Origin of the sequence: Pedobacter cryoconitis, from assembly GCF_003259615.1 — a bacterium.
Classification (GTDB): Bacteria; Bacteroidota; Bacteroidia; order Sphingobacteriales; family Sphingobacteriaceae; genus Pedobacter; species Pedobacter cryoconitis.
Genome location: NZ_QLLR01000024.1, coordinates 55,777 through 79,093, shown reverse-complemented (window position 1 = coordinate 79,093; position 23,317 = coordinate 55,777). Strand labels below are relative to the sequence as shown.

Below are 23,317 nucleotides of genomic sequence, written 5' to 3'. Positions count from 1 at the left end.
AATGTAAGAAATTACAGATCGTTGTAAAGAAATTGATAAAATCGATAAGTTGTTTATTTAAGAAAATACAAAAACGAATGAAAATGTTTACTACGAATACGCTCTCAAAATTAACCTTCGCTGTTACTTTTAGTTTGGTCACGATAGGTATGTCTGCTAACCTGCATGCGCAAGAAACGCTAACCATTCAGGATGCGATTGATCGTATGCTGGATAATAACTTGAATATTAAGCAGTCTGCATTGAATGTGGCTACTTCGGCTGTCAATCTTGAACAGTCCAAAGCGGCCCTTTATCCAAGTTTGAGTGCAGGGATGGATAATAATTTCAATTTCGGAAGAAGTTTGAACACCGCTACCAATGAGCTGGTATCTCAAAAGTTTTATCAGGGAATGGGTAGCCTCACCACTTCAGTAGATCTGTTTGGCGGATTTGCCAAGCTAAATCAGATCAGGCAGAACAAAATTTTACTGGCGGCAGGAAATAGTAGTTTGGACAAGGTTAAAAATGATCTTATTTTACAGGTAGTTACCGCTTATTTTCAAGTTGTATTTAATACCGACTTATTAAAAGCGTCTAAAGAACAACTATTAGTTGCACAGGAAACCCAAAGACGTGAACAATCTTTATTGGAAGCCGGAAATAAAACGCTGGCAGATATTTCACAGGCAAAAGCACAGACTGCTACAGCCGAGCTGAATGTGACCAATGCACAAAACCAGTTGACTATTTCGTATCTGACACTTTCTCAATTGATGGAAATGCGTCCTGATTCTCAGAATTATACTGTAGTTAAACCAACCATTAAGGATATTGCAGAAGCACAAAAAATTTATGATGTCAATGATGTTTATAATACTTCCCTGTCATTTTTTCCGGATATAAAACTGGCAGAATTAAATAGAGAAGCAGCCGGAAAGGCGGTTGATGTAGCAAAAGGAGCTGCCTATCCTAAGGTGACAATGGGTGGTTCGCTTGGATCACAGTATTCATATGCTTTGGGTCAAAGACCACTTATACCCTTACTGGATGGATCTTTTGCTTCTCCGCCTCCGGAGCCTGGTTTGGGTAATCAGATCAATACCAACTTTTATCAGGCTATTCAGGTTTCTTTGAGGATACCTATTTTTAATGGTCTGATAATCAAAGGAAATGTTAAAAAAGCGAAAATCTCCTATGAAAGCAGTAAAATCAGTGAGCAGCTGGCTAAGAACAATCTGAATAAAGTGATTGCCCAGGCAGTGGCCGATTTAAGAGCTGCCGACAGCAGGTATAAATCAAACGAAAATACTTTTAATGCCCAAAAAGATGCCTTTAACGTAATTGAACAACGTTATGCAGTAGGTTTGGTGAATTCATTAGATTACAATACTTCAAGAACAAACAGAAATAAAGCAGAAGTTGATTTCATTCAGTCGAAATATGACTTGCTGTTTAAATCAAAAGTTATAGATTATTACTTAGGAAAACAGATAACCTTTTAAGCTCAGACCATAAATAAAATAGAAATGAAACTAAAATACATCCTCATCGCCGTAGGAGCGCTTATTGTCTTATTAATTGCCGGAAAAGTTACTGGATTAATAGGCGGTGATAAAGCTGAAAAAGTTACGATAGAAAAGACGAAAACCAGGAACATTATTGAAACTGTGACTGCAAGTGGTAAAATTAAGCCAGAAACAGAAGTTAAAGTGAGTTCTGAGGTGTCAGGTGAGGTTGTAGAATTACGTGTTAAAGAAGGGGACATCGTTAAAAAAGGCCAGCTTTTGTTTAGAATCAGGCCAGACGTATTGAAATCTGGGTTGGATAGGGCCAGTGCAACTTATAGTGCGCAGAAAGCTTCCGTAGGATCGGCGGCTCAGCAGTTGAAACAAGCTGAAGCTAACTTTGTCAATCAGGAAGCCATTTACAAACGTAATGTAGAGTTGTTCAAAAAGAAAGTGATTTCAGTCTCAGAATATGATGCCGCTAAAGCAGCTTATGTGACAGGTAAAACGAATTTGGACGGTGCAAAACAATCTTTGATTGCGGCAAAATATAACCTTGCACAAACAGGTGCGGGTGTTCAGGAAGCTAGTGCCAACCTGGCAAAAGCTACCGTGTTTTCACCAGTTGATGGTGTGATCTCTAAATTATCTGTAGAACTTGGAGACAGGGTTTTAGGAACAGCTCAGTTTGCAGGTACAGAATTGATGCGGATTTCCAACCTGAATACGATGGAAGTAAACGTTGATGTCAATGAAAACGATATTAACCGGGTAAATGTGGGTGACAATGCTGCAATTCAGGTTGATGCTTTTGATGACAAAAAATTCAAAGGGGTGGTTACTGAAATAGCAAGTTCTTCTAAAGACATTGCCGTTGCAGCAACAACAGTTGACCAGGTGACTAACTTTGTAGTAAAGGTGCGTATCTCGGCTGATTCTTATACTGGAATTAAAGGTGGAGCGAAAGATCTTCCTTCTCCATTCAGACCAGGTTTATCTGCTACTGTTGATATTGAAAGTTCTTCCGTAAAAAGTTTATCAGTTCCTATTATGGCTGTGTTTGTTGAAGGACTTAAAAAGGATGCCGGTAAAGAAGATAAAGAAGAAGATCCTGCTGCTGGTAAACAAAAAAGCAAGCTGAACGACAAAGCGATTAAACAGTATGTATATACTTATGCAGATGGTAAAGTGAAAAAAGTTGAAGTGACAACCGGTATTCAGGATGATAAATATATCCAGGTTAAAAGCGGATTGAAAGAAGGAACTGAAATTGTAAGTGGCCCATACTCAACCGTTCAGAATAAGCTGAAAGACGGAATGAAAGTAGAAAAAGACGTTAAAGATCAGTCAGTTTCTAAATCTGAGAAGAAGTAAGACAGGCTGTTCGCAATAAATTAAGTAATTTGTCCCGGTTTAAAACATTAAGCCGGGATTTTTTATTTATATATGATGATACCAAAAGTCGCAATGATTGGTGGCGGTAGTTGGGCAACTGCGGTCATAAAGATGCTTTCAGATAATCTTACCGAAAAAGAGATCTATTGGTGGCTGCGTGATACTGCATCCATTGCACACCTGAAGCAATACAAACACAATCCAAAATACCTGAGTTCTGTTGAGCTGAGAATACCAGAAGATAATATCTCAAATGATATTTGTCATATTATCAAACAAGCAGATTATATCATTCTGAATGTACCTGCGGCCTTTCTTAAAGAATCTCTGCATGGGGTTACTCCTGAAATGTTAGCAGGCAAAAAAATCATTTCTGCTATTAAAGGAATCGTACCTGATGAAAATCAGATTATCGGTGAATTTATGAATGATAAGTTCAATGTTCCGTTGGATGATATACTGGTGATCAGCGGGCCGTGTCATGCAGAAGAAGTTGCACTGGAGAAACTGTCTTATTTGACTATAGCATCCATTAACCTGGAAACTGCGAACAGCTTCTCTAAATTATTAAATACGAGATACATTAAAACCAATATATCAGATGATATTTTTGGGACTGAATACGCTGCAGTATTAAAAAATATTTATGCAGTAGCCAGTGGAATTTGTCATGGGATAGGTTATGGTGATAATTTTCAGGCTGTTTTAATCTCTAATGCAATTCGTGAAATCAACCGTTTCGTAGAAGCCGTACACCCCATCAATCGTGATATTAAGGAATCTGCTTACCTGGGAGATTTGCTGGTTACTGCCTATTCCCAATTCAGCCGTAACAGGACATTCGGTAATATGATAGGAAAGGGCTACACTGTTAAATCCGCGCAATTGGAAATGAATATGATTGCAGAAGGCTATTATGCGGCAAGCTGTATGCACGTGATTAACAAAAAATATAAAGTTGAAATGCCGATCTGCAGGGCAGTTTATGCGATCCTTTATGAGCGTCATTCCCCGCAAATTGAAATGGCTTTACTGACCGAACAATTAAATTAAAACAATATAATTATCAGATTGTTATAAAAATATACCGCTGTGTCTCCAGCCACCAAAAGGAAGCTGGGGCGCGACAAATGGAAAACTTAAAACAATCTATAATATGAACAAGAAATATCTAGTGGGTTTATTAACCCTGGCATTAGCGGGTACAGTCTCTCTTTCTACTCAGGCACAGGAAAAAAAGAAAACAGTTGGTGAGAAGATAGAAAACACAGCCTCTTCGGTTGGTAATAAAACAGCAGAAGTAGCAGTAAAAGGCGTTTCAAAAGTAGGCGACAAAACCTATAAAGGTAAAGTTGCACCAGATGGTTCAGATGTTTATATCAACGGAAAAAACCGCAAATATTACATCAATAAAAAAGGAGCTAAAGTTTATCTTAAAGCCTCTCAAATCAAAGACAAACCAGCTGGCAAATAAGTCAGACTATAAAATATCTTCAATCCGGATCAGTCGATCCGGATTTTTTTTTGTCTCTTTTTATCAACTATTCGTTAAATAACCTACTATTATTATTAAAGTATACCAAATAAGTAGTTTTTAATGCGAATAAGAATATATTTGGAAATCACTGATACTAAGTGCTTATTACTAATTATCAACCTTAAACCTAAACGAACGCATATGAAAATTAAATTTTACTCAATTATTCTGGCTCTTACCGCATTTGCACTGACCACGCAAGCCCAGACTATACGCGGAACAATAAGTGACACCTCCCAAACTATTATAGGGGCAACCGTTTCTGTGATTGGCGCAGGACAGAAAACAGGTACCAATGCTACAGGAAAATATCAGCTTAAACTCGCAAAGGCAGGTACCTATACTATCGCTGTTTCTTATATCGGTTATCAAAGCCAGCAAAAGAAAATTACCATTGCAGAAAACGAAACCAAAGACCTGGACTTCCAGTTGCTCTCCGATAATAACAATTTGGAGAATGTAGTGGTGCTGGGGTCCAGAAGTGCGCCGAGATCTAATTTGGATACTCCAGTTCCGGTTGATGTAGTGGACATCAAAAAAATCACACAAAACATTCCACAGGTGTCCCTGAATCAGATTCTGAATTTCGTTGCACCATCCTTTACCTCCAATGTAATGAGTCTGACGGACGGAACAGACCACATTGACCCTGCATCCCTGCGTGGATTGGGGCCAGACCAGGTATTGGTTTTAATTAATGGAAAAAGAAGACATACGACTGCTCTTGTCAATATTAACGGGAGTTTAGGAAAGGGATCTGTAGGTACAGATTTGAACGCTATCCCTACTTCAGCCATTAAAAGAGTAGAAATTCTGCGTGACGGTGCTGCAGCACAATACGGATCGGATGCGATTGCGGGAGTGATCAATATTATCTTAAACGATGATGTCAATAAATTAACGGCCAATGTTTCTGGAGGTGGTTATACCGGGAAACACTCTGACGGTCTGGATGGACAAACTGTACAAGCCAACGTAAACTATGGCGTTAAACTAAGCGATAAAGGTGGCTTCTTAAACCTTGCCGGCTCATTTGACTACCGGGACTTTGCTTCCCGTACCACACCATACCGAGGTGTTATTTATTCAGACTACAACAATCCCGGTTTATATCCAACACCTAAAGGCGTTGACATTACTGATGCTGAATTGGCCAGAAGAGGGCAGACCAGATCTGATTTTGTGCCAAACATCGGGCAATCAAAAAACAGGGGAGGTGCTTTATTCTTTAACTCCGTAATTCCTGTTGCGCAGGATGCTGAAATTTATGCCTTTGGAGGTGTGAACTATAGAAATGGTATTTCCAATGCCTTTTACCGTACTCCGCGCCAGCTTAATCAGAACAATGCAACCATTTATCCAAATGGATTTTTACCAGAAATTATAACCAATAGTCTGGATCAGTCCTTTGCAGGAGGTATCAGAGGAAAACTAGGTGCCTGGAAAACAGATTTCAGCAATACCATTGGCCGCAACGTGATTGATTTTAAAACAGCCAATACAGTGAATGCCTCTATGCTGACCGCTTCGCCGACTTCATTCGAATCAGGTGGTTATGAATTTGTACAAAACACGACTAATTTAGACTTTACCCGTTTCTTTGAAAGTCCTTTAAAAGGCATCAACGTAGCCTTCGGATTTGAAAACAGGTACGAGAACTATAAAATTAAGCCCGGAGAAGAAGCTTCCTGGAGAAATTACGGCAATGCACTGCAAGTAGGTGTGGATGGCGCAGGCAAGCCAATCCTGATTCCGGATGCCAACGGTAATATTTCTACACGTTTTGCACCTAATGGCGCTGCTTATGCTGGCGGAGCGCAAGGTTTTCCCGGCATCAGTACGGCTAACCTGACCAATGAGTCCCGTAATTCATTTGCAGCCTATGGAGACGTTGAATTAAACTTCACAGAGAAACTATTACTGGATGCGGCGGCACGGTTTGAGAATTACTCAGACTTCGGCTCGACATTAAACGGTAAACTGGCGGCGAGGTACAAATTTTCCGATAAATTCCTGTTGCGTGCTGCGGCAAGTACAGGCTTTAGAGCACCCTCTCTTCACCAGCAATATTTTAGCTCTACTTCCTCGGTTTATATCGACGGGAACATCGTAGAATCCGGTACTTTTGCGAACGATAGCCGTATTGCACAATTGCTGGGTATCCCAAAATTAAAACAAGAAACTTCTAAAAGCTTAAGTGCAGGTTTTACTTCCAACCTTGGAAAACTAAAAATCACTGTTGATGGATACTTTATCAGGATCAATGACCGTGTAATATACACCGGACAGTTCACTGGTAACAACTCCCCAACTGCCTCGCCGCAGGATAAAGAAATCTATGACTTATTACGTCTGGCGAATGCGACAACAGCAAGATTCTTTGCCAATGCAGTTAATACAGAGACTAAAGGATTGGATGTCGTATTCTCTTACAACACCCGTTTAGGTACAGGTAACCTGAGAACAGACTGGGCTACAACTTTCACTAAAACGGCCATAGTAGGCCCTGTCCATGCCTCACCGCTTTTGGCAGGAAAAGAAAGCACCTATCTGGATGATGCGAGCAGGATTCTGATTGAGAAAGTTACCCCGCGTATAAAATCTAATATCACTTTTGATTACACCATCAACAAATGGAATGTCTTTTTGCGGAACGTATACTTCGGTAAAGTGTCCCAGCCTACCAATGTAGTTGCCTACAGACAAGAACTAACAGGCAGGATAATTACAGATATAGGCGCAGGTTATAACCTGACAAAAAACCTTAAAATTACAGTAGGGGCGAACAACCTGTTTGACGTTTACCCTCAGGAATTATTATTGGGTTCTCAGGGAACTTCAGGAATCTTATATCCTAACCAGGCTCCACAATTCGGGTTCCTTGGCAGATATGTATTTACCAGGCTCTCTCTTAACTTTTAATTCCGATATAATTCTTTAAATTTAATGCGTTTTCCTGCCGGTGAGCCAGTAGTCAGTTTAAACAGGCTGAAGGCCCGCCGGCAGGATTTTTTTTATAATTTATGCTGACCATGAAATCAAAAACATCATTATCTAACCTGTTACTAGCTCCCATTTGCCTGGGATTACTGGTGTCCTTGACTACAAATGCAAGCGGGCAGGAATTAAACCAATTCAAACACGCTGCGGTAGTTACTGCGCATCCCGAAGCCTCTAAAGTAGGAGTTGCAATTATTAAGCGCGGTGGAAATGCAATTGACGCAGCAATAGCCGTACAATTCGCTTTGGCTGTAGTTTATCCGAATGCCGGAAATATTGGTGGCGGAGGTTTCCTGGTTTACAGAGGTAAAGGCGGAGATTCAGATGCCCTTGATTACAGAGAGAAAGCTCCTGAAAAAGCATCCAGAGATATGTACCTGGACGCTCAGGGTAATGCAATTACAGATAAAAGCCTTTACGGCACCCTGGCCTCAGGAATTCCCGGAACTGTTGACGGGATGGTAAAAGCCTATAATAAATACGGTAAACTCAGCTGGAAAAAAGATATTCAGCCTGCTATAGATCTGGCACAGAATGGATTTCAGCTCACAGCTCAGCAAGCCTCAGAACTTAACAGTCACAAAGAAAGGTTCTTAAAATACAATAAGAAGCCAGTGGCCTTTGTGAAAAACGACCTGTGGAAAGCAGGCGACCTATTAAGACAACCACAACTGGCAAAAACGCTGAAACTAATCAGGGATAACGGCAGAAAGGGCTTTTATGAAGGATCAGTTGCAGCGGCGATTGTAGCTTCCATGCAAAACACCAGTGGTGTAATCACTGCAAAAGACCTCAGAGATTACCAGTCAGTATGGAGAAAAACAGTAAGCGGTAAATACAAAAATTACACCGTAATCTCTATGCCTCCACCATCAAGCGGTGGTATTGCACTGATTACAATGCTCCAGCAAGCAGGTGATTACCCCTTAAATAAATGGGGCTTTCAAAGAGACTCTACCGTCCAGCTGATGGTTGAAGTAGAACGCAGGGCTTATGCAGACCGTGCAAGCTATTTAGGCGATCCAGACTTCTTTAAAGTGCCTCAAACAGCCCTCTTAAACCGTGACTATATCAATTCAAGAACTAAAGGCATCAGCTTTAATAAAGCTACTCCAAGCGCTGAGGTTAAACCCGGTACTTTACCCCTGAAAGAAAGCGAACAAACTACCCACTACTCCATTGTAGACAACCAGGGTAATGCAGTATCTGCAACGACGACCTTAAACGGTTCTTATGGCTCACTGGTTATCGTAGATGGCGGTGGTTTTATCATGAACAATGAAATGGATGATTTTTCAGTGAAACCAGGTACCCCGAACATGTACGGCTTAGTTGGCGGAGAAGCGAATTCAATTGTTCCCGGTAAAAGAATGTTAAGCTCTATGACTCCGACCATCATTGAAGAAGACGGAAAACTGAGGATGGTAGTCGGTACACCCGGCGGATCAACTATTATCACTTCAGTTTTCCAGACGATCTTAAACGTACTGGCTTTCGGACAGAACATGCAGCAAGCAGTAGCCGCCCCAAGATTTCATCACCAATGGTTACCCGATGAAGTTTTCGTAGAGAAGGGTGCAATCGATGATGCCACAAGAATTAAACTGGAATATAAAGGCTATAAAATCACTCAGCGTGAACCAATGGGACGTGTTGATGCGATCCTGGTCAAACCAGACGGAACGCTGGAAACAGGAGCAGACCCAAGAGGTAACGATAAAGGGCTCGGTTACTAGTAGCAACCTCAATAAAAAAGTAAAGCCAGTTATTCCAAAAAGAATAACTGGCTTTTTATATTTAAGAACCCTGTATAGTGGTGAAAAATAAAAAAGAGCTTTGCTGACATAGCCGGCAATGCGTTATCTTGCCCCTTCAGGCAAGTAGCGCCGCCGGCATGCAGCAAAGTCTTTTTTATTTCCCCTAAGCTCCCCACTAAAAAATCCGGTCAAAAAAAAACAGCCCGATAAATCGGGCTGCTTAATTTTATATCTGGGTTGTGATTAAGATCTGCGTCTTCTTTCGCCCGTTCCGCTTCCGCCTTCGCGTGGTTTACCAGAGAAATCTCTGAAACCGCCAGCACTGCTTCCACCTTCACGTCTTCCGCTTCCGCCAGAATTACCGCCACCGTAGCTTTTTCTTTCGCCACCGCTACCGCCATAACTCTTTCTTTCACCACCACCATAGCTTTTTCTTTCTCCGCCGCCAGAACTTCTTCTGTCGCCACCACCGCTATAGCTTCTTCTTTCTCCACCACCAGATCTTCTTTCGCCACCTTCAGGAGCGTCGCCAGATTTTTCAATTCTAACACTTCTGTTATTGAACTGGATGTCTTTGAAATTTGCGAACAATGAATCAACAATTGCATTTTCAACTTCAAAGAATGAATACACACCTTTAAGGTCAATTTTACCAATGTTTTTTCCACTGATTTTACCATTGTTACAAACAAAAGATAATAAATCACCTCTTGTGAACTCATCTACCGAACCTACGTTGATAAACAAACGGGTAAAATCACTGTTTCTAGCACCTCTTGCACCACGCTCAGAACGTTCACCACGCTCATCATTAGCAGCTGCATTTAAATCCGGTGCATTTTTGTAATACTCTAAAAAGCGGTTAAACTCTAAAGATGCAAAACGTTTGATCACTTCTTCTTTGCTTAATTCAGCAAACTCATCCATGATTCTTGGGATGTACTGCTCAATTTGTGCTTCATTTACTTCAACATTGTGAACTTTGTGAACCAATGAGAAAAGTTGTTTTTCGCAAACATCAAATCCTGTAGGTAATTCAGCTTTAGTAAATGCTTTACCGATGATTCTTTCGATCTGACGGATTTTTCCAGTTTCCTTAGAATTGATAATACAGATAGAAATACCAGATTTACCAGCTCTTCCTGTACGACCACTTCTGTGGGTATAACTTTCAATTTCATCAGGTAATGAATAGTTAACAACGTGAGTTACGTTATTTACATCGATACCACGTGCTGCAACATCAGTAGCAATTAATAACTGCATATTACGGTCACGGAAGCGCTGCATAACTTTATCACGTTGTTGTTGTGATAAGTCACCATGCAAAGCATCAGCATTGTAACCGTCCTTGATCAGGTTCTCAGCAACATCCTGCGTATCCATTTTGGTTTTACAGAAAACTACTGCGAAAATTTCAGGGTTGAAATCTACAATACGTTTTAAGGCAGCATATTTATCTCTGGCACGTACTACATAGTACTCATGCTCAATATTTACGTTACCAGTGTTTTTGGTTCCCATAGTCAACTCAGTAGGGTTGTCCATGTAGTTTTTAGCTATTCTTCTAACCTCAGGAGGCATAGTAGCTGAAAACAACCAGGTTTTTTTGTCGTCAGGTGTAGTAGACAAAATATCATTAATGTCTTCCTGGAAGCCCATGTTCAGCATTTCGTCAGCCTCATCAAGAACTACATATTTCACACTACTGAAATCTATAGCCTTACGACCGATAATGTCTAACATACGACCCGGTGTAGCTACAACTACTTGTACACCGTTTCTGATTTCACGCAATTGCTGCACAATGTTCGCGCCACCGTAAACGGCAACAACACTAGCACCAGGCGTGTTTTTTGAGTAATTTTTGATGTCGCTGGCAATTTGCAAGCAAAGCTCCCGGGTAGGGCATAGAATTAAAGCCTGAGGCTTATTCATCTTGAAGTCAATCAGTTCAATTAGCGGCAAACCAAATGCTGCTGTTTTTCCTGTTCCTGTTTGGGCCAAACCAACAAAATCATTATTGCCCTCTAACAGCACAGGAATAGCTTGCTCCTGAATAGGTGTTGGATTTTCGAAACCTAAATCCTTTACGGCATTAACAACGTCATCACTTATCCCCAATAATTTAAATGGGTTTATCATTTTAACTTTATTTATTAAGCCGCAAAGGTAAGCTTAATTTTCGGTATTTGTTTGGTACATAACCAAATAATAATTATAAGTCTAACATTTTGATTGTTAAGGGTTAGGTTATTTGACCTTTAAGTAAAAAAATAACCTATCAAAAGACTATCTTAATCTATCTGCCGAGCGTATTAATTGATCATCCTTATTAATCCCTCTGATAGCAAGGGCGCAAAAAATAAGCGAAAGAACAGGTAAATAAGCACCCGCACTTAAAGTAAATCCTTCCGAAATCCGGGGAATATGAAGCGCATAACTCGTTGTCCATGCAGCTAAAGCCAGGATCAACACTATAGTCAGCAGGATAATCCGTTTCTGTAACGTTCTGTTTTTGAAAGTAAAGATATTTGCCAGGCAAAGCAGGCCTACAGCAATTGTTGCACCGAAAAGTGCCGTGAAGGATTCAGTTTTCTGGCTTATATTATTTACTTTCTCATAAATACCACCTACCTGGAATGTTAAATCTCCTGAAGCACCATGTAGCACTAAAACAGGAAGAATTACTAACAAAAACAACGTAAGTGCTGCTAAAAATAACCAGATGGATTGAACCCTTTGTATCATATCAATTTAATAATTTCCAACAAATATATTAAAAGACATGAAACGACTGTCTTGTTAAGCGGAAAAAAGTATTTTTGCATTACATTGAATATACAACGTTTTTTTATAGAATTAGCCTACGATGGAACAGCTTACCATGGATGGCAGACGCAGCCAAACGCAATAACCGTTCAGCAGGAACTGGACAGGGCATTAACCGTTTTCTTCAGGCAACCTGTTGAAACCCTGGGCTGCGGCAGAACAGATGCTGGTGTACACGCCAGTAAATTCTTTGCACATGCAGACTTACAAGGTGTAACCGAAGAAGCTGCAGCAAATGCCGTTGGCAGCGTAAACTCTCTGTTGCCCTATCCCATTGCTATCAAAAGAATCTTTAAAGTATCGGAAACCGCACACGCACGTTTTGATGCCACTGCGAGAGCTTACGAGTATCATTTTCATTTCCATAAAGACCCCTTTAAACTAAACCGTTCCTGGTTATACAAAGGCAAGCTGGATATTGAAGCCATGAATATTGCTGCCGCCCAGCTCCTGAACTATACAGATTTTACCAGTTTTAGTAAATCCAATACCTCTACAGCTACAAACAATTGTAAAATTACCGAGGCTTACTTCCGTGAAATCGATGGTGGTCTTATCTTTAAGATCTCTGCCGATCGTTTTCTCCGGAATATGGTGCGCGCCATTGTTGGTACCTTAATTCTGATTGGAAAAAAAGAAATCAGCCTCGCGCAGCTGGAAGAAATTATAGGAAGTAAAAACCGGAGTAATGCCGGGCAGTCAGTACCTGCCTGTGGTCTTTACCTGGTTAATGTCATTTATCCTTTTGTAAACTAATTATGTCGAAAATTACAGGTGATGCGTTAAACGTAGGCTTATTGAGAAGAGTATTTCAGTACGTCAAACCCTACCGCAGCATATTTATCTGGTCAGTTATCCTAACGATACTACTCGCATTAATTGCACCAGTAAGACCATTCCTGATTAAATACACCCTGGACAACTACATCCTGAAAGGCGAACACAATGGCCTGGTGATGATGATCATGGTTATGCTCTTTTTGCTGGTCGTACAAAGTATCATTCAATACAGCCATACCCTTTTAACCAATACCCTGGGACAGTCGGCCATCCGTGACCTGAGAATCAATGTATTCAATCATATCACTAAACTCAGGCTGCAATACTTTGATAAAACCCCCATTGGTCAATTGATAACGCGTACAGTATCAGATCTGGAAACCATTTCTGATATTTTCTCAGAAGGACTGATTGTCATCATTGGTGATATTCTGCAGGTCATTGCCATTATTGCGGTCATGTTTTATGCAGACTGGGAATTAACGGTGATCGTGCTTTTACCGATGCCCCTGCTGATTATGGCGACTTCAGTTTTCCAGAAATCTATCAAATCGGCCTTCCAGGAAATCAGGACTGAAGTCTCTAACTTAAACACCTATCTGCAAGAACATATCACAGGTATTTCTATCATTCAATACTTTGCCAGAGAAGACCAGGAATTCCGTAAATTCAAGAAAATCAATGCACGTTACCGCGATGCAAACATTCGTTCTAATTGGTATTACTCCATCTTCTTTCCGGTTGTTGAGATTATCTCTGCCATGTCATTAGGCCTTTTGGTCTGGTATGGCGCAAAAAGCATCCTGGCCAAACCCCTTGATGTGACTCCCGGTACAATTGCCGAGTTTATTCTGTACATCAGTATGCTATTCAGACCAATTCGTGAACTTGCTGATAAATTTAACACCCTGCAAATGGGAATGGTAGGGGCAGAGCGTGTATTTAAAGTGTTAGATACTAAAGAACTGACTACAAACAACGGTACTTATAAGCCTGAAAAAATGGCCGGCAACATTAAGTTTGATAAAGTCTGGTTTGCCTATAACGATGAAAATTATGTCTTAAAAAATATCTCTTTCGAAGTAAAAGCGGGGCAGACGGTGGCGATGGTTGGTGCAACCGGTGCAGGTAAATCATCCACCATCAACATCCTGAATCGTTTCTACGAAATCCAGAAAGGTGAAATCAAAGTCGATGGCGTAAGTATCAACGACTACGAATTAAACTATCTCAGAAACAATATCGCTACTGTACTACAAGATGTTTTCCTGTTTTCCGATACGATCTTCAATAATATCACCCTCAATAACCCTTCAATCACCATGGAGGAAGTAGTTGATGCTGCTCAGAAAGTTGGCGCACACGACTTCATTGAAAGACTGCCCGGCGGCTATCAGTATAATGTAATGGAACGCGGAGCAACACTTTCAGCCGGACAAGCACAGCTGATTTCATTTATCAGGGCATTAGTCTATAATCCTTCTATCCTTGTACTTGATGAAGCAACTTCTTCTGTAGATACGGAAACCGAAATGCTGATTCAGACTGCAATTGACAAGCTGATGAAAGGCCGTACTTCGATTGTGATTGCGCACCGTTTGTCAACTATACAGAAAGCTGATCAGATTATAGTACTCGATAAAGGAGAGATTAAAGAAATCGGTAATCACCAGGAACTGCTGAAACTTGACGGGTATTACAAAAAGTTGTACGATTTGCAGTTTCACTCTGTTGGTATCGCTAAATAAGGTTTCTCCAACGGGATCTTAAAAAAAGGGAAAGGCATATTGCTTGCTGCCGCTACTGAAGGATAGCGAAGGCAAGCAATATGCCTTTCCCTTTTTTTAAGATAGTGATTGTCTAACCCTTACGGCGCTCCATTCTTTGTTGGTGTTCATATATGGTGGCCATAAGTGGTGTTCATATACTGTGCTCATGGTAATATTTAATAAGTAAAGCCAGCTTGTTTAATAAGATTACTATAATTCTGATTTCTAAACTATACTATACTGAATTCATATACTAGCAAGACAGCTACTTAGTTTGATTGTAAGACAATTAAGTTATAACAAGGTTACTGGCGGGGTTATGGTTGCAGTTTGCAGTATGCTTCAAACTGCAGCAGAATACAGCCAGATACCAACTTAAAACCTGCGTGTTTAATACTGAGAGTACTTGACCAGGGGCTTAGTTAAGCGTTTAATTAAGCAATTAACTAAGCGGCTGATCAGCTAACTAAATTATTTTTGCAAAAACAGCCCACCCACCCCTACAGTTAAGTTAGAAAAACAATAAAAAACCGATAACGTGTTTCCCGGCCTCGGATCCCCTCTTCGGGGAACGTAAGGCGGAAAATACGTTGTCGGTTTTTATTGTTTCCCCTCTCACGCACTCTCCCCAACAATTCTTTTCATTATAATTCCAAATGCGTTTGTCATTCCATTCAATAATCTTAGATTTGCATAAAAAATTATAGATACATGAGTGTTTTAGTAAATAAAGATTCAAAAGTAATTGTACAAGGTTTTACCGGAAATGAAGGTACTTACCATGCTTCACAAATGATAGAATACGGAACTGACGTAGTTGGCGGGGTTACACCTGGTAAAGGCGGACAAACTCATTTAGACAGACCGGTTTTTAACACGGTTAAAGATGCGGTTGATCAAGCTGGAGCTAATGTATCTATTATCTTTGTTCCACCTGCATTTGCTGCAGATGCTATTATGGAAGCTGCAGAAGCTGGAATAAAAGTTATTGTATGTATTACCGAAGGTATCCCTACAAAGGATATGATTCAGGTTAAAGAATATATTACTGGAAGAGATTGCCGTTTAATCGGTCCTAACTGCCCGGGTGTTATTACTGCTGATGAAGCTAAAGTTGGTATTATGCCAGGATTTATCTTCAAAAAAGGTACAGTAGGTGTTGTTTCTAAATCGGGAACATTAACTTATGAAGCAGTTGACCAGGTTGTGAAAGCAGGTTTAGGTATCACTACAGCAATCGGTATTGGTGGAGATCCAATTATCGGTACAACTACTAAAGAAGCTGTTGAATTGTTAATGAATGATCCTGAAACTGAAGGTATCATCATGATCGGTGAAATTGGTGGTGGTATGGAAGCTGAAGCTGCGCTTTGGATCAAAGAACATGGTACAAAACCAGTAGTAGGATTTATCGCTGGCCAGACTGCTCCTGCGGGACGTAAAATGGGCCATGCCGGTGCTATCGTTGGTGGTGTTGATGATACTGCTGCTGCTAAAATGAAAATTATGGCAGAATGTGGAATCCGTGTAGTAGAAAGTCCTGCTGAAATCGGTGAAGCTATGGCAGAATTACTGAAGAAATAATCCTTCTTAAATTCATATGAAAGAGGTTCGTGTCAAAACGAGCCTCTTTTTTTTTATCACGTATTTGTCAGCTTATATTTTTGAAGTGCTAAAAACTGAAGGAGGCCGTTAAACGTATATAAAAACATGAAAACGATCATCAGTAAATCGATATTAATGGCCGGGCTGGTCTGCATTTGCAGCTTAATGGCCTGTGCGCAGAAACAACAAAAAGAGTCACCTTCAAAAACCAACGGAAAAATGGAATGGAATAAATTAACCGCAGAAGAAGAAGATGTAATCGTGAACAAAGGCACAGAATATCCAGGAACAGGAACGCTCTTAAAGAATACCGCAAAAGGCACCTATACCTGTAAACGCTGTAACGCTCCCCTTTACCGCTCAGAATCAAAATTTGAATCCTCATGCGGCTGGCCAAGCTTTGATGACGAGATTAAAGGTGCTGTAATCAGAATCCCTGACGCAGACGGATCACGTACCGAAATTGTATGCGCAAACTGTAAAGCACACCTTGGACATGTGTTCATGGGCGAAGGATTTACCGCTAAAAACACAAGAAACTGTGTGAACTCAATTTCAATGAATTTTGTTCCCGATAAATAGCTTTTAAGGGTATTTAAACCCATAAAATAGCCTTTTTAATTTACGTAAATGCCCTATGATCAGCTCATTGGGCATTTTTAGTTTGGTGGTATATACTTTTTTTACTTACCTTTGAAAGTTCACCAACAAAATTAAATATGAGATATTGTTTGCTTTTATTGAGTATATTCTTGTTCTTGCAAGTTGACGCACAAGGAGATACTACAGCACTGGACAGTACAGCTTTAGACAGTTCAACGCTAATAAAAACAGGAATGGCAACCTATTATCATAGGAAGTTTGAAGGCAAAAGAACCACCAGCGGAGCCAGATACCGGCGAAGCAGACTAACCGCCGCCCACCGCTCACTTCCCTTTGGTACGATCGTAACGGTCACCAACGTCGCGACGGGAAAATCAGTAGATGTGGAAATCAATGACAGAGGCCCTTTTACAAAAAGATATATTATCGATGTTTCAGAACAAGCTGCCAAAGACCTTGGATTTTTCAGGAAAGGGCAGTCCAGAGTGAAAATCAGCTACGATAAATCCTCTTAAATCCTGAATATCAGGTAGCAATAGTCAGAATTGCGAATGTTATCAACAGTTTTTATAAGCTTCTTTGATAACCACAGAAAACAATAACAACTTTACAAAGTAAATTAACTGTAATTTTTACCTCGCAGTGTGGATAACTACGTCCCCTTGTTAAGAACTATTGCTAACGTTTAAAAGCCTCAAAGTTTATATTTGTTTTAACAAATATTCTGACATTATCATCAATAATTTGTTAGATAAAGGTTTAGTAATTAATATTTTAGGATTAAATATTAAGCCTGATTTTAGGTAAAACTTTTGATTTATTAAAGCCGGTCTGCAAAAAAGACTATTGAAGAGGATTGATACCTATTGACAATCGTTTATTACCCTTATAATATACCCATGGAAGAAGAAGTATTACTGAAAGAGAACAAAGATCGCTTTGTACTTTTGCCGATTAAATATCCGGCAATCTGGGAAATGTACAAAAAGAGTGAAGCTAGTTTTTGGACGGCCGAAGAGATTGATCTATCCGATGATCAGAAACACTGGGATAATCTTAATGATGGAGAGCGTCATTTCATCTCTCACATCCTGGCATTTTTCTCAGCCAGTGACGGAATTGTGAATGAGAACCTTGCAGTCAACTTTATGAGTGAAGTCCAGTTACCAGAAGCACGTTGCTTTTATGGTTTCCAGATTATGATGGAAAACATCCACTCTGAAACTTATGCCTTGTTAATTGATACTTATATCAAAGACGAAGCAGAAAAAGACAGGTTGTTCCACGCTATTGACACTGTACCTTGTGTAAAGAGAAAAGCAGAATGGGCATTACGCTGGATCGACGGAGGAAACTTCGCAGAACGCCTGGTAGCTTTTGCCGCAGTAGAAGGTATCTTCTTCAGCGGAAGTTTCTGTTCAATTTTCTGGTTGAAGAAACGTGGTTTAATGCCAGGTTTGACCTTCAGCAATGAGCTGATCTCAAGAGACGAAGGTATGCACTGCGAATTTGCCTGCCTGCTTTACAAAATGTTAAAGAACAGACTTTCTCAGGAAGCAGTTCATGGTATCATCAAAGATGCCGTTGAAATAGAAAAAGAATTTGTGACAGATGCACTGCCAGTTGCACTGATCGGAATGAATGCCAAACTAATGTCTCAGTATATCGAATTTGTGGCCGACAGATGGTCAAGTGAACTGGGATACGATAAAATATATAACGCTACTAATCCGTTTGACTTCATGGAAATGATTTCCCTGCAGGGGAAAACCAACTTCTTTGAAAAACGTGTTGGAGATTACCAGAAAAGTGGTGTGTTGACATCTTCAGAAGATAAAGCTTCAGCTTTCTCTCTGGATGATGATTTTTAATAAAAGAATATAAACTGTTGCCTATGTTCGGAATTGCTTTGAACAACGAGAATAAGCAGCATAAAACCTAAGAAAATATGTTTGTAGAAAAAAGAGATGGTCGCAAAGAAGCGGTGCGGTTTGATAAGATCACTGCCCGAATCGAAAAGTTATGTTATGGCTTTAATGTAGAACTTGTTGATCCTATAGATGTAGCCAAGAAAGTAATTGAAGGATTGTATGACGGTGTTACAACCTCAGAATTAGATAATCTTGCTGCTGAGACGGCTGCCTCTTTAACCACTAAACACCCGGACTATGCTTTATTAGCCTCTAGAATAGCCGTATCAAATTTACATAAGAATACCACGAAGTCGTTTTCAAAGACGATGGAAATGTTATATAGATATATAGATCCTAAAACTGAGAAATCAGCTTCTTTAATTGCTGAAGATGTTTGGGAAGTTATCCAGGAGAATGCTGATTTATTAGATAGCACAATCATCTATGACCGTGACTTTGGTTTCGATTACTTTGGTTTCAAGACCCTTGAAAAATCGTACCTCTTAAAAATTAATGGTGAAATCGTAGAACGCCCGCAGCATTTATTTATGCGTGTTTCTGTAGGTATTCACAAAGGTGATATTGACAGCGTAATTGCTACTTATAACCTGATGAGTGAGCGCTGGTTTACCCATGCTACACCAACCTTGTTTAATGCAGCAACACCAAAACCTCAGATGTCATCTTGCTTCTTATTGTCTATGCAGGATGATAGTATCGAAGGAATTTATGATACTTTAAAACAAACCGCTAAAATCTCACAAAGTGCAGGAGGTATCGGATTGAGTATTCACAACGTAAGAGCTACAGGTTCTTATATCAGCGGAACAAACGGAACCAGTAATGGTATCGTACCGATGCTAAAAGTATTCAATGATACTGCACGTTATGTAGATCAGGGCGGGGGTAAACGTAAAGGTGCTTTCGCGATCTATTTAGAGCCATGGCATGCTGACGTGTTTGCTTTCCTTGATTTGCGTAAGAATCACGGTAAAGAAGAAATGCGTGCACGTGACTTGTTCTATGCACTTTGGGTTTGCGATTTATTTATGCAGCGTGTTGAAGAAAACGGCGAATGGAGCCTTTTCTGTCCACATGAAGCACCAGGACTTGCAGAATGCTGGGGAGAAGAATTTAACGCGTTATATACACGTTACGAAAAAGAAGGACGTGCCCGTAAAACGATCAAAGCACAGGAATTGTGGTTCGCTATCTTGGATTCACAAATTGAAACCGGTACACCATACTTGTTGTACAAAGATGCTGCGAACGGTAAATCTAATCAGCAGAATTTAGGAACTATCAAAAGTTCTAACTTGTGTACAGAGATCATTGAGTATACCTCTAAAGACGAAGTTGCGGTATGTAACTTAGCTTCACTGGCTTTACCAAGATATGTGATCAATGGAGAATTTGACCACCAGAAATTATATGATGTAACTTATCAGGCTACTTTAAACCTGAATAAAATCATTGATTATAACTTCTACCCGGTAGAAGAAGCCAGAAACTCTAACATGCGCCACAGACCAATTGGTTTAGGTGTACAGGGACTTGCAGATGCGTTTATCTTAATGCGTTTACCTTTCGAAAGTGAAGGCGCAAGAGAGCTGAACAAAGAGATCTTTGAAACTATTTACTTTGCTGCAATGACTGCTTCGCACGATCTTGCTGTTAAAGACGGAGCTTATGAAACTTTCAAAGGTTCTCCTTTATCAAAAGGTAAATTCCAGTTTGATCTTTGGAACGTAACGCCATCGAGTAACCGCTGGGACTGGGAATCATTGCGTAAATTAGTAGTTAAAGACGGTGTACGTAACTCTTTACTGGTTGCACCAATGCCTACAGCTTCGACTTCTCAGATTTTAGGTAACAATGAGTGTTTCGAACCTTATACTTCAAACATCTATACAAGACGTGTATTGAGCGGTGAATTCATCGTGGTTAACAAACACTTATTGAAAGATCTGGTTGCTTTAGGTTTATGGACACCAGCAATGAAAGACAGAATTATTTTAGCTAACGGTTCTATTCAGGACATCGCTGAGATCCCTGATTATATCAAAGAATTGTATAAAACAGTTTGGGAAATTAAAATGCGTAGTATCATTGATATGGCTGCCGATCGTGGTGCTTATATCTGCCAGTCGCAATCTCTTAACTTGTTTATCAATGCACCTAATACTTCTAAACTGACTTCAATGCACTTCTACGCATGGAAAAAAGGTTTAAAAACAGGAATGTATTACCTGCGTACTCAGGCTGCTTCACAAGCGGTGAAATTCACTGTAGAGAACCAGGCTGGTAAAAATATGGAACCTGTAATTCCGGCGCATATTGACCAGGTAGTGGAAGAAATTACTGACGGTCCGGTTTGTTCTATGGAGGAAGGCTGTATCAGCTGCTCAGGATAATCTAAATCTCATAAAATGAAAGGCATAAAGTACGGTAAGTCAAATTACCGTACTTTTGTTGTATAAGACCCTTTTTTAATGGCCAAACACGAAATTATACCATGCGAACGTTGCGGTGTGCCGATTGAGTGCAAGGCTAACTCCTACACTAAATGTCAGTGCAGTGTGGTCTATCTTGACCTGAACGAAGTGCAGTATATCAGTGAACATTATGATAGCTGTCTTTGTGCTAAATGCCTGTTTGAGTTACAACAGGAGTACAGAGACTCTCTGACTTCGAATACAGGCTCTTAAAAAAGACGTTAGTTTTCTTTAACCGTAACAATGCCAGTTGATTGCCGTCCTACTATTCTAAAGACAGGATATGCTCAGCTTCGTGAATTATCAAAAATCATACAATAACTTCCCGGCTTTAAAAATAGATGATCATACTATTGATCCTGGCATCTACTGGATTAAAGGAGCGAACGGATCAGGGAAGAGTACACTACTGAAAACAATTGCGGGTATCCTTGATTTTAAGGGGGATATTATCCTGCATCCTTCCACAGCTGATCCTGCTAACCCGATCAGTATAAAAAAGCATACCCTTGGCTTTCGTAAACGCGTTAATTTCGCAGAAGCAGAGCCCATTTTTCCTGATTTCTTAACCGGTCAGGAAATGGTCAGCCTGTTTTCAGCTGCAAAGGGAGGGGAGCAGGGACAAGCTGTCTATTATATAGAAAGTATGAAAATGACTTCCTATATCAACCGGCCTTTGGGAACCTATTCCAGTGGTATGCTGAAAAAACTGTCACTTATTCTTGCTTTTTTGGGCAAACCTGAAATTATTTTACTGGATGAACCCTTAATCACTGTTGATGTAGAATCGCTGGAAGTCCTTTACCAGTGGATCACAGAAAAACACGAGAAAGATAAAACGAGTTTCCTTTTAGCGTCTCATCAGCCATTTGAAAGTTCAGCTTTGCCTTTGATCAAAAATATCCTGATTGAAAACCAACACTTAATTAACTTATAAGATGTCCGGAACACTCACCCAGGTACTGCTTAAAATATTTGCTTACCGCTTTTACAGGGAGCAATCAGGACTGCTGCTTTTTCTTTTCGTCACGATCATCAGTTATTGTTTCTTTATCAATACTGCTGGTGTTTATCAAATGGAAGAATCTACATTTTATCATTTGATGTTAATGATGACTTTTATTATCACGCCTGTTATGATGTTGCTGGTTTTTGCTTGCTGGCTCATTTATTCTATCAAAAGCTGGCAATATGTAGCTGCACAACTACAATTAGAAAGTAATCAATTCCTGTTTTATGGGATTACCTCGTTCAGTAAGTTTGAACAGTTTAAAAGCTGGTTTTGTGTACAGCTTGTGATCTCTCTGCCATTTTTAGGCTACTGGCTTTTTGCGACCATTTTGGGGATAATCTATGATGCGAATGTGATCCCTGCAATTACTCTCGTTTATATTCTTTTAATGGCCTCGATTAGTGCATTATTATATATATACCTGGCTAACCGCATTAACAAAACCAGGAAGACGGCTTTAGTGCTTAGGATGACCCGCGGAATCATTAAACCTTTTTCAAGCTTATTCATGTATCATCTTTTTGACCGGACCAAGCTGATCTACCTGCTGACCAAAATTGCTTCGCTGTTAGTGATGACCGGTATACTTTATATTTTTGCAGGGAACAAACAAGATCTGCGTGTACCCTATATCATCATGCTCGCCATCGTCACTTTACATAGCGTACTGATTTACCAGGAGCATCGTTTTAAAGAAACTTACCTCAGCTTTGCAAGAAATCTTCCTTATAGCCGGTTCCAGCTTTTTTTCAGCTTCTTCTGGAGTTACTTCTTAATTATTTTGCCGGAATGTATCTGGTGTTTATCTAAATTTCCTTTTTTAACAGCGGTTGAAATGTTGTTGTTTGGATTAAGTACCGCATTACTTTTCCGGAGCATCTTACATTTAATGGGCTTAAGAATGTACAGGTACCTGTTATGGGTATTCGGACTATTTATCTTATCATTTTATATCATCATGTTTGGCATGCAAAGATTATCTTTTGCTGCAAGTCTGATTATTTCTTACCTGCTTTTTTATCACTATTATTATAAGCCTGAAACACTAATAAAATTCTGATTTTTAGCCCTTAATCTTAGCCAGGATAAGCTTTTCAGAATAATGAAGTACAGAATTTTTTTTCTGCTAACT

Annotated in this window: 18 protein-coding genes; 16 read left to right on the top strand and 2 right to left on the bottom strand. The window is 39.9% G+C overall.

Annotated elements, in window-relative coordinates:
* Positions 1 to 83 precede the first annotated feature (83 nt).
* The 6 genes from LY11_RS19440 (at position 84) to ggt (ending at position 9,155) form a co-directional block, all read left to right on the top strand.
* A complete protein-coding gene (locus LY11_RS19440; RefSeq protein WP_245952837.1) occupies positions 84 to 1,484 on the top strand; it encodes a TolC family protein in 1,401 nt (466 codons plus the stop codon).
* A gap of 24 nt (positions 1,485 to 1,508) precedes the next feature.
* Positions 1,509 to 2,861, top strand: coding sequence for an efflux RND transporter periplasmic adaptor subunit (locus LY11_RS19435; protein WP_211321605.1), 1,353 nt, complete (start codon positions 1,509 to 1,511; stop codon positions 2,859 to 2,861).
* Between the two features lie 75 nt (positions 2,862 to 2,936).
* Complete coding sequence (locus LY11_RS19430) at positions 2,937 to 3,935, top strand: NAD(P)H-dependent glycerol-3-phosphate dehydrogenase (protein ID WP_211321608.1); 999 nt, start codon at positions 2,937 to 2,939, stop codon at positions 3,933 to 3,935.
* A gap of 103 nt (positions 3,936 to 4,038) precedes the next feature.
* Positions 4,039 to 4,356 carry a hypothetical protein gene (locus LY11_RS19425; RefSeq protein WP_111635296.1) on the top strand — a complete coding sequence of 106 codons (318 nt, stop codon included), beginning with the start codon at positions 4,039 to 4,041 and terminating at the stop codon, positions 4,354 to 4,356.
* Positions 4,357 to 4,560: 204 nt separating this feature from the next.
* Complete coding sequence (locus LY11_RS19420) at positions 4,561 to 7,341, top strand: TonB-dependent receptor (protein WP_111635295.1); 2,781 nt, start codon at positions 4,561 to 4,563, stop codon at positions 7,339 to 7,341.
* 110 nt (positions 7,342 to 7,451) lie between these two features.
* Positions 7,452 to 9,155 (top strand): gamma-glutamyltransferase, encoded by a 1,704-nt coding sequence (ggt, locus tag LY11_RS19415; RefSeq protein ID WP_111635315.1) that lies wholly within the window; start codon positions 7,452 to 7,454, stop codon positions 9,153 to 9,155.
* Positions 9,156 to 9,419: 264 nt separating this feature from the next.
* On the opposite strand, the gene LY11_RS19410 is transcribed toward ggt, so the two are convergent.
* Together LY11_RS19410 and LY11_RS19405 are read right to left on the bottom strand one after the other, a co-directional pair.
* Positions 9,420 to 11,321 (bottom strand): DEAD/DEAH box helicase, encoded by a 1,902-nt coding sequence (locus LY11_RS19410; protein ID WP_211321604.1) that lies wholly within the window; start codon positions 11,319 to 11,321, stop codon positions 9,420 to 9,422.
* A gap of 147 nt (positions 11,322 to 11,468) precedes the next feature.
* Positions 11,469 to 11,927 (bottom strand): DUF4293 domain-containing protein, encoded by a 459-nt coding sequence (locus tag LY11_RS19405; RefSeq protein WP_111635294.1) that lies wholly within the window; start codon positions 11,925 to 11,927, stop codon positions 11,469 to 11,471.
* A gap of 90 nt (positions 11,928 to 12,017) precedes the next feature.
* Here LY11_RS19405 and truA point away from each other — a divergent pair, with 90 nt between their 5' ends.
* From truA to LY11_RS19355, 10 genes are all read left to right on the top strand, one after another.
* A complete protein-coding gene (gene truA, locus LY11_RS19400; protein WP_394340918.1) occupies positions 12,018 to 12,764 on the top strand; it encodes a tRNA pseudouridine(38-40) synthase TruA in 747 nt (248 codons plus the stop codon).
* Positions 12,765 to 12,766: 2 nt separating this feature from the next.
* Complete coding sequence (locus LY11_RS19395; RefSeq protein WP_111635293.1) at positions 12,767 to 14,536, top strand: ABC transporter ATP-binding protein; 1,770 nt, start codon at positions 12,767 to 12,769, stop codon at positions 14,534 to 14,536.
* Positions 14,537 to 15,268: 732 nt separating this feature from the next.
* Entirely contained in the window at positions 15,269 to 16,141 is an 873-nt protein-coding gene (gene sucD, locus LY11_RS19390; protein ID WP_068403412.1) for a succinate--CoA ligase subunit alpha, read from the top strand.
* Positions 16,142 to 16,267: 126 nt separating this feature from the next.
* A complete protein-coding gene (locus LY11_RS19385; protein WP_111635292.1) occupies positions 16,268 to 16,744 on the top strand; it encodes a methionine-R-sulfoxide reductase in 477 nt (158 codons plus the stop codon).
* A gap of 137 nt (positions 16,745 to 16,881) precedes the next feature.
* Positions 16,882 to 17,280 (top strand): septal ring lytic transglycosylase RlpA family protein, encoded by a 399-nt coding sequence (locus LY11_RS19380; protein ID WP_111635291.1) that lies wholly within the window; start codon positions 16,882 to 16,884, stop codon positions 17,278 to 17,280.
* Positions 17,281 to 17,664: 384 nt separating this feature from the next.
* A complete protein-coding gene (locus LY11_RS19375; RefSeq protein ID WP_068403407.1) occupies positions 17,665 to 18,636 on the top strand; it encodes a ribonucleoside-diphosphate reductase small subunit in 972 nt (323 codons plus the stop codon).
* Between the two features lie 77 nt (positions 18,637 to 18,713).
* On the top strand, positions 18,714 to 21,092 hold the full coding sequence (locus LY11_RS19370) for a ribonucleoside-diphosphate reductase subunit alpha (protein ID WP_111635290.1): 2,379 nt from the start codon (positions 18,714 to 18,716) through the stop codon (positions 21,090 to 21,092).
* A gap of 78 nt (positions 21,093 to 21,170) precedes the next feature.
* Positions 21,171 to 21,386: a cysteine-rich CWC family protein gene (locus LY11_RS19365; protein ID WP_111635289.1), complete on the top strand. Its 216-nt coding sequence runs from the start codon at positions 21,171 to 21,173 to the stop codon at positions 21,384 to 21,386.
* 70 nt (positions 21,387 to 21,456) lie between these two features.
* Complete coding sequence (locus LY11_RS19360) at positions 21,457 to 22,110, top strand: ABC transporter ATP-binding protein (RefSeq protein ID WP_111635288.1); 654 nt, start codon at positions 21,457 to 21,459, stop codon at positions 22,108 to 22,110.
* 1 nt (position 22,111) lies between these two features.
* Positions 22,112 to 23,245 (top strand): hypothetical protein, encoded by a 1,134-nt coding sequence (locus LY11_RS19355; RefSeq protein ID WP_111635287.1) that lies wholly within the window; start codon positions 22,112 to 22,114, stop codon positions 23,243 to 23,245.
* Positions 23,246 to 23,317 lie beyond the last annotated feature (72 nt).

Excerpts from the sequence above, each read along its gene's own strand:
- LY11_RS19375 (WP_068403407.1), top strand. The coding sequence starts at position 17,665 with ATGGAAGAAGAAGTATTACTGAAAGAGAACAAAGATCGCTTTGTACTT.
- LY11_RS19410 (WP_211321604.1), bottom strand. The coding sequence starts at position 11,321 with ATGATAAACCCATTTAAATTATTGGGGATAAGTGATGACGTTGTTAAT.
- LY11_RS19430 (WP_211321608.1), top strand. The coding sequence starts at position 2,937 with ATGATACCAAAAGTCGCAATGATTGGTGGCGGTAGTTGGGCAACTGCG.
- LY11_RS19370 (WP_111635290.1), top strand. The coding sequence starts at position 18,714 with ATGTTTGTAGAAAAAAGAGATGGTCGCAAAGAAGCGGTGCGGTTTGAT.
- LY11_RS19365 (WP_111635289.1), top strand. The coding sequence starts at position 21,171 with ATGGCCAAACACGAAATTATACCATGCGAACGTTGCGGTGTGCCGATT.
- LY11_RS19440 (WP_245952837.1), top strand. The coding sequence starts at position 84 with ATGTTTACTACGAATACGCTCTCAAAATTAACCTTCGCTGTTACTTTT.
- LY11_RS19385 (WP_111635292.1), top strand. The coding sequence starts at position 16,268 with ATGAAAACGATCATCAGTAAATCGATATTAATGGCCGGGCTGGTCTGC.
- LY11_RS19395 (WP_111635293.1), top strand. The coding sequence starts at position 12,767 with ATGTCGAAAATTACAGGTGATGCGTTAAACGTAGGCTTATTGAGAAGA.
- LY11_RS19420 (WP_111635295.1), top strand. The coding sequence starts at position 4,561 with ATGAAAATTAAATTTTACTCAATTATTCTGGCTCTTACCGCATTTGCA.
- LY11_RS19405 (WP_111635294.1), bottom strand. The coding sequence starts at position 11,927 with ATGATACAAAGGGTTCAATCCATCTGGTTATTTTTAGCAGCACTTACG.
- LY11_RS19360 (WP_111635288.1), top strand. The coding sequence starts at position 21,457 with ATGCTCAGCTTCGTGAATTATCAAAAATCATACAATAACTTCCCGGCT.
- LY11_RS19380 (WP_111635291.1), top strand. The coding sequence starts at position 16,882 with ATGAGATATTGTTTGCTTTTATTGAGTATATTCTTGTTCTTGCAAGTT.
- ggt (WP_111635315.1), top strand. The coding sequence starts at position 7,452 with ATGAAATCAAAAACATCATTATCTAACCTGTTACTAGCTCCCATTTGC.
- LY11_RS19425 (WP_111635296.1), top strand. The coding sequence starts at position 4,039 with ATGAACAAGAAATATCTAGTGGGTTTATTAACCCTGGCATTAGCGGGT.
- LY11_RS19435 (WP_211321605.1), top strand. The coding sequence starts at position 1,509 with ATGAAACTAAAATACATCCTCATCGCCGTAGGAGCGCTTATTGTCTTA.
- sucD (WP_068403412.1), top strand. The coding sequence starts at position 15,269 with ATGAGTGTTTTAGTAAATAAAGATTCAAAAGTAATTGTACAAGGTTTT.
- LY11_RS19355 (WP_111635287.1), top strand. The coding sequence starts at position 22,112 with ATGTCCGGAACACTCACCCAGGTACTGCTTAAAATATTTGCTTACCGC.